Origin of the sequence: Facklamia sp. P12945 (assembly GCF_050409485.1) — a bacterium.
GTDB lineage: Bacteria > Bacillota > Bacilli > Lactobacillales > Aerococcaceae > Facklamia.
On the sequence record NZ_JBNUPJ010000007.1, the window covers coordinates 1 to 16,101 of the forward strand.

A 16,101-nucleotide genomic window follows, 5' to 3' on the forward strand; every position below is an offset into this window, starting at 1 on the left:
TACCGTAAAAGGACGTTTCATGACCTTTTTTACTTTTACACAATTATATGGACTTGACTCAATCAAACTACAAACTAAATGGTGTAAAATTTAGCTTATAAATTATATTGAGAACTTGAGTACACTAATTGGAATAAATAATTTAAAATAGAGTTTAGATACTTTTGTAAATAAGACTTTTACTAAATCAAAAGGAGTTATTATGTTAAGCATAAACAATCTAACAATCAAAAATCATCAGATCCCCTTATTTACTGCGGATTTTACAATCTTTCCTTACTCATTGGTAGCTCTTACGGGTCCTAATGGTAGTGGAAAATCGACCTTGTTAAGGACGATTGCAGGTTTAAGGGAAGAGTCTCAAGGGCAGATTAGTCTCGACATTGAAGATCGACAACTTAAGGGTAAAGGCTTTAAGCAGGCAGTTTTTTATTTTGAGTCGGTCAATTGGTTGGATAAAAATCTATCGGGAATGGATTACTTAAAGCTTTATAATAAAGTCTGGCAAGCTGATCCAGACCTAATCGAAAGGGCGGTTAATCGATGGCAAAGTCACGATTACATCAAACAACCGATTTATAAGTACTCGCTCGGTATGAAACAAAAGTTAGTATTATCATTATATGAAGTAACCAATCCTACTTATTGGCTAATGGATGAACCAACTAATGGTTTAGATTATGAGAGTCTTAATCAATTTAAAAGCTATCTCCAAACACAACGTGATGAAGGAAAGGCTTTTTTAATAGCGACCCATGAACAAGTGGATTTTCTTAATCTTTGCGACAAGATATACTCTATCCAAGGCCATCGATTAGAAGAAAGAGAGGTTAGTCCGTCATGAAACCATTTAACCTTTATTTGAAACAAATCTTTAAGGCTAGACTTAACTGGTTGCCCTTGTCTGTCAGTATCTTGGTAATGGCTTTTTTACTGGTAATGAATACTTCTTCAGAAAGTAAAGTAGGATTTATTGCCTCACTAGATGATAACAATGAAATAATGCAATATATTAGCAGTGATTATGAGGATACTCTATCCGGTGACCTAGATTCCAAAGATAGAAATAAAATTTTTGAAGCACAAGAGTCCCTAAAACAAAATATCGCTCAAAACCTAAAAGCAATTGAACGAGCGAAGGTCGGTGATTGGTCGGAAGCCCTTGCGATTCAAATTGACTTAATGGAAAGGAATGAATTAGCTGACATAGAGTCAAAAATTCATAATTTTGATGAAAATTATATTCGTTATATCTACGGGAAGTATCAGCGCTACAAAATATTGCAAGGACTTAATTTACCTCCTGAATTTGAAGGAGGAGAGAGTCGTGGTTATACCTTTCTTTACAGAATGCTTGATACCATCTTTCCAATTATTTTTATCTTATGTTTGATTACTTTATTAAGTGACAGCTTCACCCGTCAATTTTATGATCAAATAGATCTCGAAGACTTATTTCCGGTAAACCAAGTTACTTGGCAATTAGATAAATTAGTTAAAATCTACTTAATTTCCCTTTTGGTTTATGGAGTAAGCTTCGGATTGTTCTTCATTGTAGCTGGTCTAGTTAATGGTTTTTCATCCTATCAATATCCGATTTCAATCTATACAGACACATACAGAGAGACCCTTCCAGTCTGGCGTTTAATCGCACAGACAAGTGTCATTCATGCTCTTACTATCCTTATGACGGTTATCTGGGTCTATCTGATTGCTATATTGACTAAGGAAAAATTAATTACCCTCTTCGTTTCTGCCTTGACATTGATTGGGGGAATCTTATTAACAGGAAATATTGCGCCTTTGGCTAAGGTCATGCATTTTATTCCAACCACCTATTTCTTCGCTACCCGTGTCATTACCCAACAACTTGCTTATGAGAATGTGAACCAAGCCATTACTTATCAAAATGGTCTCTTGCTAGTAAGCATAGTTAATCTTTTTCTGATAGCATTGATAATGTTAATTAAATCTAAACGACTTCATTCAATAATACAACTTTTTAAGAATGGATAAATTCATATTTAACTACAAAGTCATATCAAAATACAGAGAATTTTAGATTATCAATTATTAAGAAAAGGTCAAGAAGGTGCAAATACAGCTGAAAATGATAGAGGATTTATAATTATACTAATCATTTCAATATAACTTAGAAAAGACTTCTATTAATGATGTGCACCCCAAAATACGGACAAAAATTTAATATTTAATTATTAAGCGGTTTGTAACCTGTATTCAACAGCAGACAAGCCGTTTAATTTTGCTTTAATTCTTTCTTCGTTATACCAACGGATATCACTTTTAATTTCTTTCTCTAAATGAGCATAAGAGTTAAATGTGACACCATGGAACATCTCTTGTTTAAGAATTCCGAAGAAATTCTCCATTGGAGAATTGTCCAAACAATTTCCTTTTCGAGACATGCTTTGAGTGACGCCATTTTTTGTGAGCTTTGACATCCATGATTTATGCCGGTAGTGAAAGCCTTGATCCGAATGAATGATTAAATTAGATTCAATGTTTCTTGTTTGAAGAGCTTGATCGAACTTCGTATTTGTCATGCGGATATCAGGTCTATAACTTAAATTATAAGTGACTATTTCGCCGTTAAACGCATCTAAAATAGGTGAAAGATACCGTCTTTTTTCCTGAACCGGTAAACGAAATTCGGTGACATCAGTTCACCATAATTTATTGGCTGCCGAAACATTAAATGGACGAGCAACGATGTTGTCTGCGATTTTACCGACAGTTCCCTTATATGAGCTGTATTTTCTGCTTCGAGTATTAAACTTACTACCAAGCACATTTTCTTCTCTCATCATTCGCAAAACTTTCTTGTGATTAACAATATAACCCAGTTTTCTTAACTTTAAACTGACTCGACGGTATCCGTAACGTTCTTTGGACGCTTTAATAATCTTTCTAATTTCCAGCTTGATTTGAGTATCCGGATCAATCATTAGCTTGAACTTTTTCTTCCACTCATAAAAGCTTGATTTAGGTAAACTACTAATCTTAAGCCATTCAACTATTTGAGTTTGAGGGTATTTTTCAAGTAAGTCTAAATGATCTGCGTCTTTTCCTTGCTTCGGGTTCTTCTTTTTTCTTTTATCAGTCATATTTTTTCTCGGCTTTCCGCTTTATTTGTTCAAGCCTGAGAAACCTTCTTTTTGATAAATTCGATTCCAATTACATATCAGCAATCCGTTAGGCAAATCGAATTTTTCAACAGCTTCTTGATAGGAACATTCATGTATTTGCCTATATTTTATGACAGACAACTCAAATTTGCCACTATATTCTATTTTATTGAGCTTTTTATTAAATCCTTCGAAGCCATGGTTTTCATACATCTCTATCCAATTTCTAACTGTAGAAGATGGAATTCTATACTTTTCTGCTATTAAATCACGACCACCGGTCGTTCCATCAAGATATTCATTCACTAATTTGATTTTAAATCCTTTTGAATATTTAGACATAAAAAGAACCCCTCTATCCAATTCAAATTTATCAAGAAGGTGACTACGAAGTTACCTTGAATTATGAAATTATTAACAATCCACGAAAAATTTTATCGGTGGATGTTCTACCTTCTTATACTAATTATAAAATTAATTTTGCCTTCTCAATTAGAAATGGAAATACAATGGCATTTCCAAGAGATATAGAATCTGGGGCTGAATTAAAGGATGGCGCCTATACAGATAACGGTTTTACGGTTGATTTTACTCAATCAAAGTATTTAACTTTAGATGTTGTAAGAAAAGAAATCACTAAAAATGATGACGGCAGTGTTTCAAGTAGTGTACGTTCAAATACAGTAGGCAATGGAAAAAACACGTATGATAAACCAGGTATTTATGAATTAACTGTCAAAAATAAATACTCAGATTCAGCTCCAACTACCATTACTATTTTTGTTGGAAAGAATCGTTATATTGCTGCATTAGCAAAGAATCAATTAAGTATTGAAGAATTGAATAAGAAATTATTAGCTGGACGAGAAGTTAATGAAAATGGGGACATGGTTGATAAGTTAGAAAGTGACATTCGCTTAGGAGAAAACTCTGAGATTACAGAATTGTCACCTAAACCATCTGATAGAAAGAATCCGAAACAGAAAATTGAAGAAACAAAAACCTTTGTTAAAGTAGAAGAAAATAAGAGCAATAATGCTTTTATTGTACTATTAGCTATAGTTAGCTTGATGATTGCTCTATGGGTAGTTATTAAACGAACTATAAATGTAAAAACAATTTGACATTTTTGGATAAATGAATTAAGCTATATATGTCAAAACAATTTTACATATAAGGAGAGATAATAATGGAAATGGGAAATACTTTTTGGGGTTTATGGTTATTTATAATTGTTTTTATTCTGTGTATTTTAGCAATAATATGGACGATGCTAGAAGTGTTTAAGCAAGGGGATGAAAGAAGGCAAAAAATTATACATGAAGCATCGACTGAGACATTCATTATTGGGATTGTGATATTGTTTTTTGAATCAATGTATATGATTTATCAAAATAATGTTGGATTTAACAATTACCATTCTAACCCGTTAATTGAATTAGCAGTAATCTGCATTATATTTTTAATAGATTTAAGACTAAAAATTAGAAAGTTCAGTTAATCTATGAATAATAAAATCAAAGAACTAAGAATTAAGAAGGGTTGGTCTCAAGCCCAACTTGCGGATAAGTGCAATGTTACCAGACAAACAATTAATGCAATTGAAAATAACAAATACGATCCGAGTCTACAACTTGCTTTTAATATGGCAAAGCATTTAGATACAATGGTTGATGAACTTTTTATTAGTGATCAGTAGATTTCTGGAAATTGATGCAGCATATAGATAACCGCTACATTAATTCCATAATCATTCGTATATAAGAATGAGTTTTGTGAATGCTCCTAGCTTTATTTGTGGAAACTTAATGGTAGCGATTCATGACTTTTTTATTAAAAAAATAAAAAATGGTGTCAATGAATCGAATGGCTCCATCGACACCATAAATTTTAGAGGTGTTCAATCAGTCGGAGAGGATAGAAATAATAATAAAGTATTTTACATAAGATTAAGAACTTTCTAAAAATAGCTAAGAACTTTTTCTTAGCTATTTTTGAAATCCACTTAAATTCATTCGTGTTCTTTATTAAAAGAAATCTTGAGTTAACTGAGAATAATATCGAACAGCTTTAAGCGCATTGTGCCATCCATTCAGTTTTTTAAAGCGATCGGTTTGACTCATGTTTGGGTGGAAAACTTCGTTCTCGGATACTAAAGCTCTCAATTCATCTAAATCCTTCCAGTAACCTACAGCTAATCCAGCCAGATATGCAGCACCTAAACCGGTTGTTTCTAAACGTTCAACGCGTTCAACTGTTTTATTAAGAATATCGGCTTGAAATTGGATGAGTAAGTTATTTTGAGCAACGCCACCATCAACATGTAAAACATCCAGTGCAATTCCAGTATCTGATTCCATTAAATCAATAATGTCATGGACTTGGTAAGCTAAAGATTCAAAAGTAGCAAGGACAAGTTCCCTTTTAGTCGTATAGTCATCCATGCCCAAAATAGCCCCTCTGACATTCGTTTCCCAATAAGGAGCTTCAATTCCTTTAAAAGTTGGAAGAAAATAGACGGAAGACTTTGGATTTGCCATGAGAGCTAGCTTTTCTGAATCTTCAATCGTTTCAAATAATTCTAAACCGTCTTTTAACCATTCAATGGCACTTCCAGAAATTAAAGCAGCCCCTTCTAAAGCATAATTAATTTGACCATCGATCGAATAGGCAATGGTTGTCAGTAAATGATTGTTTGATAATTTGGCTTCAGTCCCGGTATTCATAACAATAAATGTCCCTTGACCATAAGTACTTTTAACTTGTCCAGATTGAAAAGCAAGTTGACCAACTAAAGAAGCCTGTTGATTCCCAGCTACCCCTGTAATGGGTATTTTTACTCCATGGAAAAGTTCAGAACTTGTTTCGCCATAGTAATGAGAGCTGGGATAAACATTGGGTAACATTGCTTTTGGAATATTAAAAAGCTTAAGCAATTCATCATCCCATTCTAAACGATGAATATTAAAGAGCATGGTTCTTGAAGCATTCGTATGGTCAGTGATATGTAACTTTCCTTTAGTTAATTTCCAAACAATCCAACTATCGATGGTCCCAAAAAGTAATGCTCCTTTTTCAGCATCAACCTGCGCTCCAGTATGATAATCTAGAATCCAACGAATCTTACTGGCTGAGAAATAGGGACTCATAATCAGTCCGGTGGTTTTATGGATATATTCTTCATTTTTACTGGATTTCAATTGATTAATTGTAGCTAATGATTGGTTAGAACTCCAAACAATGGCATTATATATCGGCTCACCTGTTATCTTGTTCCAAACAACAGTTGTTTCACGTTGATTCGTTAGTCCAAGTGCTTTGATTTGAGAGTAATTAACCCCAGATTTTTGGATAACTTCTTCAATAACATGACATACAGTTTCCCAAATAACATTCGGATCGTGTTCTACCCATCCAGTTTGTGGGATAATTTGTTGGAATTTTCGACTCGCAGTTCCAATATAATTTCCTTTGCGATCAATAATAAAAGCACGTGTCGTCGTTGTTCCTTGATCAATTGATAATATATATTCTGCCATTACTTATCCTTTCCTTTCCCTGATAAAATAGTAGTGTGTTCATTCGATTTGCTTCGACAGTTTACAAGCTTTACGAGCATCGCATGGTAGTGTTTACTATTTGGTTCACAATTTTCTAAGACCCAATGATAGAGGCTTTCAGAGAGACCATAGCTATAAAAATCTGTAGCTGTTTGAATCATTTGCTTTTTTTCTAACGAAAGAAACTGCTCTTTGAAATAATCATCTACTAATTGTTTGATTATTTTTTTAATGGAGTAAATAAAATATTCTTTAAAAGAATCTAATTTTATATCGAGGAAGATTTTTCGATAATATTTATTGTTTGATTCAAGATAAGTTAATAGTTGCCATAAGATTTCTTCCCAATTTTGCCAATCCATTATTGATTGAATGGATTGATAGAGTTCATGCGAAAAAATCCAGGTAACTAAATCATATTTGTCATCAAAATAATCATAGAAAGTTTGACGACGAAAATCTGCTTGTTTCATTATATCGGTGATTGAAATTTTATCCCTTTCTTTTTTTAGTGTTAATTCTCGAAATGATTGAGCGATGATTTCTTGTGTATCTGTTTTTTCTTTCATCCAGGCAAACTCCTTTTATTAAAAATAAAACAGTATTTGATAGTATCAGTATACGACAGAGCAAATCTGAAACCAAACGGACAGACGAAGGTTTTTGTCTGTTGAATTGATAGCGCTTACTTGTTACCATTAATTTAGTGGAGAAGAAGAAGCTTAAAAGATACAGGAGGAATAAGAATGAGAAAAGCATTTATTAGTCCAAGTAAGTATGTACAAGGTGAAGATGAATTATTGAATTTAGGATTTTATATTCAGTCTTTAGGTGAATCTGCCCTCGTTATAGGAAATAAAGCAGATATTGATCGTGTACAAGACAAACTGGATCAAACAGCTGAAACCTATAAGGTTCAATTACATCGAGGAGATTTTGGTGGCGAAGCCACACGCGAAGAAGTCGAACGATTGAAAAAATTAGCAAAAGAAAAAGGCACTGATGTTATTGTAGGATTGGGGGGAGGAAAAGCAATCGATACGTCCAAAGTTGTAGCGGAAGGACAGAATATTATTATTTGCCCGACGATTGCAGCGCAAGATGCGCCGACTAGTCACTCTGCTGTCTTATATACGGCCGATCATCAATTTGATGATTATGCTTACTTTAGCAAAAACCCAGATGTTGTTTTGATGGATACTACCGTTATTGCACAGGCACCGAGTCGATTCCTAGTAGCTGGTATGGGCGATACTTTGGCAACTTATTATGAAGCTCGAGCGACTCGTCAATCCAATTCAAATGTGAATGCTGGTTTGCCAAATGGTTATCGTACTGGGGCTACAGGACCTGCTAAAGGAACAATTGCAGCCATGACACTAGCTGAAAAAAGTTTAAAAGTGGTTCTAGAAAAAGGATACGATGCAAAAATTGCGGCTGATCAGAACGTTGTTACACAAGCTTTAGAAGATATCGTAGAAGCAAACACCTTATTATCTGGCTTAGGCTTTGAATCGGGAGGATTAGCAGCTGCTCATGCAATATACAACGGCTTAACTGTTTTAGAAGGACCAGGAAATTATTACCATGGGGAACAAGTTGCTTTTACAACCTTTGTTCAATTAGTGCTCGAAGACGCACCAAAATCAGAAGTCGAAGAATTATTAGACTTTAATATTTCTGTTGGGTTACCAGTATCTCTAGCGGACTTAGATGTCGAAGAAGTTAATTACCAAGAAATTCTAAAAGTAGCTAAAAAAGCATGTATCCCAGAAGAATCCATTCATTCAATGCCTTTTGAAATCACAGAAGAAGCCGTTGCAAATGCAATTATTGCAGCGGATGCGATGGGTCGCGATTATAAAGCAAGAAAACAAGCAAAATAAATTTAAAAAGGTAGGAATCTAGCGTGATTAAAAAAATAATAAATAAACCAGAAAATATTGTGGATGAGATGATTAATGGAATGGTACAAAGTCATTCAAAATTGCTTAAAAGAATTCCTGAAACAGGAATTATTCAACGAACTTTAGAAAAAACCGGGAAAGTGGCTATTATTTCTGGTGGAGGAAGCGGACATGAACCTGCACATGCTGGATTTGTTGGAAGAGGAATGTTATCAGCAGCTGTTTGTGGGGCAGTCTTTACTTCTCCAACGCCCGATCAAATTTTACAAGCAATTAAAGAAGCGGATGAGGGGGCAGGTGTCTTTCTCGTTATAAAGAACTATTCAGGGGATATTATGAACTTTGAGATGGCTCAGGAATTAGCTGAGATGGAAGGAATAAAAGTAGAGAGTGTCGTAGTTGATGATGACATTGCTGTCGAAGATAGTCTCTACACCCAGGGAAAACGTGGCGTTGCAGGAACGGTCTTTGTTCACAAAATATTAGGGCATGCTGCTGAACAAGGGCAAACCATTGAAGAGATTAAAAAATTAGCGGAAAATCTTATCCCAAATATAAAAACGATTGGAGTCGCATTAACAGGGGTCACTACGCCTGGGAGCGATGAAGCAAGTTTTACCTTAGCGGATGATGAAATCGAGTATGGCGTAGGTATTCATGGCGAACCGGGATATCGACGAGAAAAATTGCAGAGTTCACAGGATTTATCCCAAGAATTACTTACAAAATTACTAAAAGAGTTTGATGCCAAAGCCAATGATCGCTTTGCAATAATCGTGAATGGTTTAGGTGGAACGCCATTAATGGAACAATATGTATTTGCAAATGATGTGCAAAGGATAATGAAAGAAAAGAATCTGACGATTGCGTTTTCGAAAGTAGGCAATTTAATGACTTCGTTAGATATGCAAGGTTTATCCTTAACTTTGCTTCGCTTAGATGAAGCATTCTATTTGAAAGCTATTGAAGCACCAGTTGATACCATTAATTGGTAAGATTATTTTATAAAATGAAAGGGTGAATCTTTTAAATGAATCTAGAGACTGGAATTCGTTGGATGGAATTATTCAATGAAAAAATTCAAAACGAAAAAGACTATTTAACACAATTAGACACACCTATTGGCGATAGTGACCATGGAAATAATATGTCTCGTGGCATGACCCATGTAATTAAAGCGATTGAAGACGAAAACCCAAAAACGTTGAATGAATTGCTTCAATTAATGATGAAAAATATGCTAAGTAAAGTCGGTGGAGCCTCTGGGCCACTATATGGGTCAGCCTTTATGGGCATGATGAAAGCTGAATCAGCAGCTGAAGACTGGGCAAGTGTTTTAAAAGCTGGGTTAGAAACGATTCAAAAGCGTGGAAAAGCAGAACAAGGCGACAAAACAATGGTAGATTTATGGATAGCTGTTGTAGAAGCAGTTGAGACTCATCAATTAACCCACGAATTAATTGATGAAGCAGTGGAAGCAACGCAACCATTAAAAGCTAAAAAAGGACGAGCCTCTTATGTGGGAGATCGATCTATTGGCCATATTGATCCAGGAGCTTACTCCTCAGGCTTATTATTTCACGCAATGCTAGAAGCGGAGGCAGAATAATGAAAAAAACTGGAATTGTGATTGTTTCACATGTTCATGAGATTGCGGAAGGAATTCATCGTTTGATTCAACAAGCAGCAGCAGATGTTGATGTGCAAGTAGTAGGTGGTATTGATCAAAACGAAATAGGGACGAACTTTGATACCGCTTTAGCAGCCATCAATAAAAACTCAGCTGAAAATTTATTGGCTTTTTATGATCTAGGTAGTGCAAAAATGAATCTAGAAATGGCTATGGAAATGAGTGATAAAACAATCAAAATATATGATGTTCCAGTCGTAGAAGGAGCATATACCGCTGCAACTTTATTACAAGCCGGTGTCGATCAAGAAAATATCGAGGCACAACTAGAAGAAATGCATATGGTAAAATAACGGATATATTCTATTTATTTGTAAAGAAAATCATCAGTAGCTTAAAATGTTTTCCCTAGATTGCTAAATACTTGGAGAAAATAGTGAGGGTTTAACTTTAATGGCAGCACCGCGTTAAAAACTCTAGCCGCATCCTAAAGAGTAGGAGAGCTAGAGTTTTTCAATTATTTTTTTAAAGAACTGGTCCTATCTATTTTTTAAATTAGTGGGATTTTTATTACACATAGTTTGCGAATATTACAAGAATTGATATTTGGATTATATTTAAAGACCCCTAAAGTTGATTTGAATTCAACTTCAGAGGCCTTTTTATACTTTAATAAAACTAACTTAAATCCTCCCGATTATAGAGCTGATGCGCTTTATAGCTATCTAGAATCCGTTTAGCTTGAGGCGCTAATAAAAGGAGAGCAATCATGTTTGGAAAGACCATCAGCCCGTTAAAGAAGTCTGACATGGTCCAAACAAAGTCGATTTTCTTAGTGAGTGATGATCCTAAAACGATAAAGAAAATGACGATAATACGATAAGGTAAAAGCCCTTTTTTACCAAATAAGTAACGAATATTGGTTTCTCCAAAATAGTACCAACCTACAATAGTGGTAAAGGCAAAAAAGGTTAAACAAAGAGCTAGAAAGGATGTACCTAACGTACCAAAAGCGGAAGAAAAAGCTTCTTGCGTGACTAAAGCCCCCTCTAACCCTTTTTCATGAGCGCCGGTAACGAGAATTACCATTGCAGTAGCGGTTCCAACAACGAGCGTATCAATGACAACACCAACAATCGCTACTAAACCTTGTTCAGCAGGATGTTTTACGTTGGCCACTGCGTGGGCATGTGGTGTAGAACCCATACCTGCTTCGTTTGAGAAGAGACCCCTTGCGACCCCGTATCGAATGGCTTGTTTAACGGTGACACCGATCGCTCCACCCATCATAGATGTAGGTTTAAAAGCTTCCACAAAAATCGATTTAAAAGCAGGACCGACTTGTTCTTTATAGAGAACCATTACGACGATGACGCCGATAATATATAAAGCAGCCATGAATGGCACAACTAATTCGGCAAAGTTAGCAATTCGTTTCATACCACCCATAAAAACTAAAGCAGCTGCAATTGCTATCAAAACACCAACGATAATTGGGTTAATACCGGTAGCCTCATTGACAGCGGCAGATATCGAGTTTGATTGCACTAAGTTCCCAATAAATCCTAAGCCAATAATAATTGCTACTGAGAAGAAGCCGGCTAAGAATTTGCCTAAGGTTTTTTGTTTTATCCCTTTACTGATATAAAAGGCAGGCCCTCCCACAAAGTTATCATCACGCACTTCACGATATTTCTGAGCTAAAACGGCCTCGCCAAAAATTGTAGCCATGCCAGCAAAAGCAGACATCCACATCCAGAAAATAGCACCAGGTCCTCCTGCCATAATAGCTGTAGCAATCCCAGCAACATTACCTGTTCCGACTTGAGCAGCAATGGCTGTTGCTAGGGCTTGGAATGAAGACATGGTACCGGCTTCTTCTTTTTCCTTTTTACCAAAAACGCCGCCAAAAGTCTCTTTAAACGCTGTTCCAAAATAACGAAATTGCGGAAAGCCAAGATAAAAAGTATAAAAAATACCGACCGCTATAAGAATATACAAAAGAACACTGGACCACATTAAATCACTCAAATGAGTGATATTTTTCACAAAATAACTGGCTAAAGAATTCATCTCTTCCCCTCCTAAATTTTTATTTAACTAAATTGTATGATAAAAGGGTATAGCAAGTCAATGATTTTTATGAAAACGAAACCATTTTTTTCGAATTAAAAAAAATTAGCAAAAATTCAAATGAAATAAAAGTGTTTTTGTGAAAGATTGATCAATTGACAAAGCTTACTTCAGCAAGCCTAATTGCAATTTTAGGGTAGCGTAACGAAATAAAAAGTGAATAAAATAGGAAAGAAACAGTACTTAACAATTAAACTGTATATCTATTTGAATTTAAACAAAGAATGGGTCTGTTTTGCTAAAACTACTCCACAAAATAATAATCCACTAAGGGACAAGTCACTACCTAATCTAAGGAAAAACACACCCATCCATTGCAGTGGCCATAATTTAAAAGATCGAATCAAAAGCCCCAAGGTCATCATAACGCTCCTATTAATGGCTGGTTCTTTCGATAAGTCATTCTATTTTTAACTTCTCAATTTGAATCTAAGCTGATTTACTATAAAATGATTGCGCATCTGTTTGATTTAACAATTATTTATGTCTAACATTAGAGCGTATGGGAACGAGTTTTTTCAAAACGAAAAGCAAACATTATCACTTGTGGACACGATAAGAATTGAGCCTTGGACCCATTAATTGAAACTTACTTTTATCAGTGCTATAATTATTTAAATATAAATAGAAAGAAGGATTTAAAATGTTAAAGAATTTAAAAAAGGCCACAAAAATCAGCAAATCATCTGGTTTATTCCTCGGAGGAGCTCTATTTGGAACACTAGGGTTAAAAGTTTTAACGAGTAAAAAAGCTAAAGAAACTTATGCTCATGTAATCGCAAAATCTTACCAATTAAAAGATGAGCTTGATGCGAATGTATCAACAATTAAACAACATACCGATGACGTTTTGTCAGATGCTCAAGAAATTTATCTTGCCCAAAAACAGCAAGAGCAAGCCGATAGCATTGAGGATATAGCAGGCGCTAATGAAGTTTAAAATTTGTCATCAAAACAAAAGTCGAGTAAGAGTTAAGTGTTCTTTTTTACTAACGTTATCCGTTAGAGAAATGATTAAGGAGGAGGCTCAACTCCAACCAGCTATTCAAAAAATAGTTTTCTATCATGATGAAAGGACAATGGCTGTCTTTGTTCATAAAGATTACTCGATGGCACACGCCCTCAAATTTTTAAATAGTTTGACTGAAGATCAAGTCATTAGATGTTTACAAGAGCCCTATCGCAAAGAAAAGACGCCTTATGCGATTGTTTCGAAGGAACTGAGCCTGTTTGTGCTGAGACGTCTATTTCTACCTCAACCTATTCAGTATCTCTATACCCTTTATTTATCCACTAAATATATAGAAAAAGCGCTTCAATCGTTAGTATCGCAGGATATAAATATGGAAGTTTTAGATGGCGCTGCTATTTTAACTGCCATATTGATTGGACAGCCTAAAACCGCTAGTTCCATTATGTTTATCATGGGATTGGGTGATCAATTAAATGACTGGACCAATAAAAAGTCAATTGCAGATTTGGAAAGCAGTATGAAAGATCCTACTAAAATGGTATGGTTGTTAGACAGTCAAGGGAATAAGCTTGAGCGTAATGCTAAAGAAGTTCAGTTGAATGACATTATAATCGTGTCTGAAGGAAAGGAAATTTTATTTGACGGGGTAGTGGATGCTGGCTCAGCCATGGTCAATGAAAGTTCGCTTACCGGAGAATTTTTCCCTATCCTTAAGCAAGAAGAAGATCAAGTCTTTTCAAATACAGTGATCGAATCGGGAGAATTATCTATTCGCGTTACAAATACCACGTTAAATTACCGTATCCACGAATTGATGTCTCTAATGCGTCAATCAGAAAATCAAAAAGGCACTCAACAAACTAAATATATTGCTCTAGCTGACAATCTGGTTAAGTACAATTTTTTAGGTGTCATTCTTACCTATTTATTCACTGGATCCTTGCGAAGAGCCCTATCGTTTCTATTAGTTGATTTCTCTTGTGCTTTGAAGCTTTCGGTTCCTATTTCTTACTTAACGGCAATTAAAGAAGCAGTTGAGAAAGAAATATTAATTAAAAGTATGGATGTCGTGGAAAAGTATAATGACATCGATCTGTTTGTCTTTGATAAAACCGGGACTTTAACTGTATCCGATCCTAAGGTTTATAAAACCGTCTCTTTTGATGATTATGAAACTGAAGATGTTTTACGAATGGGCGCTTGCTTAGAAGAACACATTCATCATCCATTGGCTAAAGCCGTAGTGAACGAAGCCCAAGAAAAAGCTATTGTCCATGATGAAATGCATGGAAAGCTCCATCATATTGCGTCGCGCGGGATCTTATCAACCATTGATGGAAAAGAAGTAGTCATTGGTAGTTATCTTTTAATGACGGATAAAAAAATTGCTATTTCTGAAGAACAAAAAGCCGTTATTAATAACTATGAACAGCAATACAACCTACTCTATCTTGGTTACAACGGAAGATTAATTGGTCTTTTTCTAATTGATACCCCGCTTCGTCCGCAAGCGGCCAAAGTCATTCAATGGTTACAAAGTAAGGGCAAAGAAGTTGCGCTTCTTACTGGTGATACCAAAGAGCGAACTCAAAATCTTATGAATAATATATCCGTTCAATATTTACAAACAGAAGTGTCACCAAATGATAAATATCAGTTCATTGAAGAACAAAAACGTTCAGGTAAAAAAGTCATGATGCTTGGAGATGGGCTCAATGATTCTGCTGCACTATCGCTTGCAGACATAGGGGCAGTTATGAATGATGCTGCTGATATTTGCAAACAAACAAGTGATCTTGTTTTATCAAATAATCAATTAGAAAGTCTAATGGAATTGGCTGAAATTAGCCATTTATTAGATAAAAGAATAAAGAAAAATGTTAAACAAACCATTGCGATTAATAGTGGGCTCATTTTATTAGGTGTTTTTGATTTATTATCACCAAGTTCCCTATCAATCCTACATAATTTGACAACGACTGGCATAATTTTAAGAAGTATGTCAGGTTTTAAAAGATAAAAGGAATAATCCAGTATTCGCTTTCTCTTAAAAAAGCTGGTAGATTTACTTTGCCTTATCCTAGTTAAACCTGAATATCAATTGTAATGCCTGTTTAATATAAAGCAGCCCTGTATTAAAATGGGGGATTTCTATGAAAGTAAGGTATAAAAATTTATGGATACGTGATGCAGAAATAGCAGATGCTGCCAAACTCTGTCAATGGTGGAATGATGGGGAACTAATGAAATATTTGGGTTTTCCCAATGGATTAGGCAAATCAGTCGAAGAAATCGAAGATAAGATTGAAAATTATACCGATGAAAAAGGTCGGCTCCTACTCATTGAGTATCAAGGTCAATCAATTGGTGAAATGTTTTATGATAACTTGGGGAATCAAGTCACAGAAATACATATAAAGATTTGTGAAGCAATTTATCGCAATAAAGGCCTGGGTCGAATTATTCTGAGTTTATTGATTAAAGAATTATTTAATCAAGGCTATCAAAAAATTATTTTAGATGTTAATCTTCAAAATACTAGGGCCCAACATGTATATGAGCTACTAGGGTTTAAAAAGTTGCGGATTAACGATGACTCATGGGTCGACCAACTTGGTTGTAGCCAATCCAGTGTTGACTATGAGTTAGTGGAAAATGATTTTAGGGATTATGCTACAGATACTAATATAAGAGGGTAAAAAATAATGAAGACCTCAGGGCACTAAATAAGTGTCGTGAGGTCTTAAAACTA

The 16,101-nt window shown here is 35.0% G+C and carries 17 protein-coding genes and 1 pseudogene; 12 read left to right on the top strand and 6 right to left on the bottom strand.

Annotation, left to right across the window (positions count from 1 at the left end; translation table 11 throughout):
* Nucleotides 1-202: 202 nt before the first annotated feature.
* Nucleotides 203-844, top strand: a complete 642-nt coding sequence (locus ACQV2X_RS03345) for an ABC transporter ATP-binding protein (RefSeq protein ID WP_428894225.1) — start codon at nt 203-205, stop codon at nt 842-844.
* A complete protein-coding gene (locus ACQV2X_RS03350) occupies nt 841-2,016 on the top strand; it encodes a hypothetical protein (RefSeq protein WP_428894226.1) in 1,176 nt (391 codons plus the stop codon). Before ACQV2X_RS03345 ends, ACQV2X_RS03350 begins: the two co-directional genes overlap by 4 nt.
* Nucleotides 2,017-2,216: 200 nt before the next feature.
* Here ACQV2X_RS03350 and ACQV2X_RS03355 read toward each other — a convergent pair.
* The 3 genes and pseudogenes from ACQV2X_RS03355 to ACQV2X_RS03365 form a co-directional block, all read right to left on the bottom strand.
* A pseudogene (locus tag ACQV2X_RS03355) lies at nt 2,217-2,672 on the bottom strand (IS3 family transposase); the annotation flags it as partial.
* A 12-nt stretch (nt 2,673-2,684) separates the two neighbouring features.
* Nucleotides 2,685-3,125 carry an IS3 family transposase gene (locus tag ACQV2X_RS03360; RefSeq protein WP_428894227.1) on the bottom strand — a complete coding sequence of 147 codons (441 nt, stop codon included), beginning with the start codon at nt 3,123-3,125 and terminating at the stop codon, nt 2,685-2,687.
* A gap of 21 nt (nt 3,126-3,146) precedes the next feature.
* Entirely contained in the window at nt 3,147-3,488 is a 342-nt protein-coding gene (locus ACQV2X_RS03365; protein WP_428875518.1) for a helix-turn-helix domain-containing protein, read from the bottom strand.
* 56 nt (nt 3,489-3,544) lie between these two features.
* On the opposite strand from ACQV2X_RS03365, the gene ACQV2X_RS03370 reads away from it, so the two are divergent.
* From ACQV2X_RS03370 to ACQV2X_RS03380, 3 genes are all read left to right on the top strand, one after another.
* Nucleotides 3,545-4,270 carry a hypothetical protein gene (locus tag ACQV2X_RS03370; protein ID WP_428885265.1) on the top strand — a complete coding sequence of 242 codons (726 nt, stop codon included), beginning with the start codon at nt 3,545-3,547 and terminating at the stop codon, nt 4,268-4,270.
* Nucleotides 4,271-4,335: 65 nt separating this feature from the next.
* Nucleotides 4,336-4,647, top strand: a complete 312-nt coding sequence (locus tag ACQV2X_RS03375) for a hypothetical protein (RefSeq protein ID WP_428874038.1) — start codon at nt 4,336-4,338, stop codon at nt 4,645-4,647.
* A gap of 3 nt (nt 4,648-4,650) precedes the next feature.
* Nucleotides 4,651-4,845, top strand: a complete 195-nt coding sequence (locus tag ACQV2X_RS03380; protein ID WP_428874039.1) for a helix-turn-helix transcriptional regulator — start codon at nt 4,651-4,653, stop codon at nt 4,843-4,845.
* 328 nt (nt 4,846-5,173) lie between these two features.
* On the opposite strand, the gene glpK is transcribed toward ACQV2X_RS03380, so the two are convergent.
* Nucleotides 5,174-6,685 carry a glycerol kinase GlpK gene (glpK, locus tag ACQV2X_RS03385; protein ID WP_428894228.1) on the bottom strand — a complete coding sequence of 504 codons (1,512 nt, stop codon included), beginning with the start codon at nt 6,683-6,685 and terminating at the stop codon, nt 5,174-5,176.
* Complete coding sequence (dhaS, locus tag ACQV2X_RS03390) at nt 6,685-7,275, bottom strand: dihydroxyacetone kinase transcriptional activator DhaS (protein ID WP_428874041.1); 591 nt, start codon at nt 7,273-7,275, stop codon at nt 6,685-6,687. Before dhaS ends, glpK begins: the two co-directional genes overlap by 1 nt.
* Before the next feature lie 177 nt (nt 7,276-7,452).
* Between dhaS and ACQV2X_RS03395 the strand changes: the two genes are divergently transcribed.
* The 4 genes from ACQV2X_RS03395 to dhaM are packed head-to-tail and all read left to right on the top strand — an operon-like array spanning nt 7,453 to nt 10,596.
* Nucleotides 7,453-8,592 carry a glycerol dehydrogenase gene (locus ACQV2X_RS03395; protein WP_428874043.1) on the top strand — a complete coding sequence of 380 codons (1,140 nt, stop codon included), beginning with the start codon at nt 7,453-7,455 and terminating at the stop codon, nt 8,590-8,592.
* Between the two features lie 26 nt (nt 8,593-8,618).
* Nucleotides 8,619-9,608 (top strand): dihydroxyacetone kinase subunit DhaK, encoded by a 990-nt coding sequence (gene dhaK, locus ACQV2X_RS03400; RefSeq protein WP_428874078.1) that lies wholly within the window; start codon nt 8,619-8,621, stop codon nt 9,606-9,608.
* Between the two features lie 35 nt (nt 9,609-9,643).
* A complete protein-coding gene (gene dhaL, locus ACQV2X_RS03405) occupies nt 9,644-10,222 on the top strand; it encodes a dihydroxyacetone kinase subunit DhaL (protein WP_428874044.1) in 579 nt (192 codons plus the stop codon).
* Nucleotides 10,222-10,596: a dihydroxyacetone kinase phosphoryl donor subunit DhaM gene (gene dhaM, locus ACQV2X_RS03410; protein ID WP_428874045.1), complete on the top strand. Its 375-nt coding sequence runs from the start codon at nt 10,222-10,224 to the stop codon at nt 10,594-10,596. Before dhaL ends, dhaM begins: the two co-directional genes overlap by 1 nt.
* Nucleotides 10,597-10,921: 325 nt before the next feature.
* Here dhaM and ACQV2X_RS03415 read toward each other — a convergent pair whose 3' ends face one another.
* The gene (locus tag ACQV2X_RS03415; protein WP_428894229.1) at nt 10,922-12,316 is read right to left on the bottom strand and encodes an alanine/glycine:cation symporter family protein; all 1,395 of its coding nucleotides are present in this window, start codon (nt 12,314-12,316) and stop codon (nt 10,922-10,924) included.
* Nucleotides 12,317-13,019: 703 nt separating this feature from the next.
* On the opposite strand from ACQV2X_RS03415, the gene ACQV2X_RS03420 reads away from it, so the two are divergent.
* The 3 genes from ACQV2X_RS03420 to ACQV2X_RS03430 all read left to right on the top strand — a co-directional run bounded on the left by ACQV2X_RS03420 (nt 13,020) and on the right by ACQV2X_RS03430 (nt 16,048).
* On the top strand, nt 13,020-13,316 hold the full coding sequence (locus tag ACQV2X_RS03420; RefSeq protein ID WP_428874047.1) for a DUF6110 family protein: 297 nt from the start codon (nt 13,020-13,022) through the stop codon (nt 13,314-13,316).
* On the top strand, nt 13,306-15,369 hold the full coding sequence (locus tag ACQV2X_RS03425) for a heavy metal translocating P-type ATPase (protein ID WP_428881636.1): 2,064 nt from the start codon (nt 13,306-13,308) through the stop codon (nt 15,367-15,369). Before ACQV2X_RS03420 ends, ACQV2X_RS03425 begins: the two co-directional genes overlap by 11 nt.
* A gap of 133 nt (nt 15,370-15,502) precedes the next feature.
* Nucleotides 15,503-16,048 carry a GNAT family N-acetyltransferase gene (locus ACQV2X_RS03430; RefSeq protein ID WP_428894230.1) on the top strand — a complete coding sequence of 182 codons (546 nt, stop codon included), beginning with the start codon at nt 15,503-15,505 and terminating at the stop codon, nt 16,046-16,048.
* Nucleotides 16,049-16,101 lie beyond the last annotated feature (53 nt).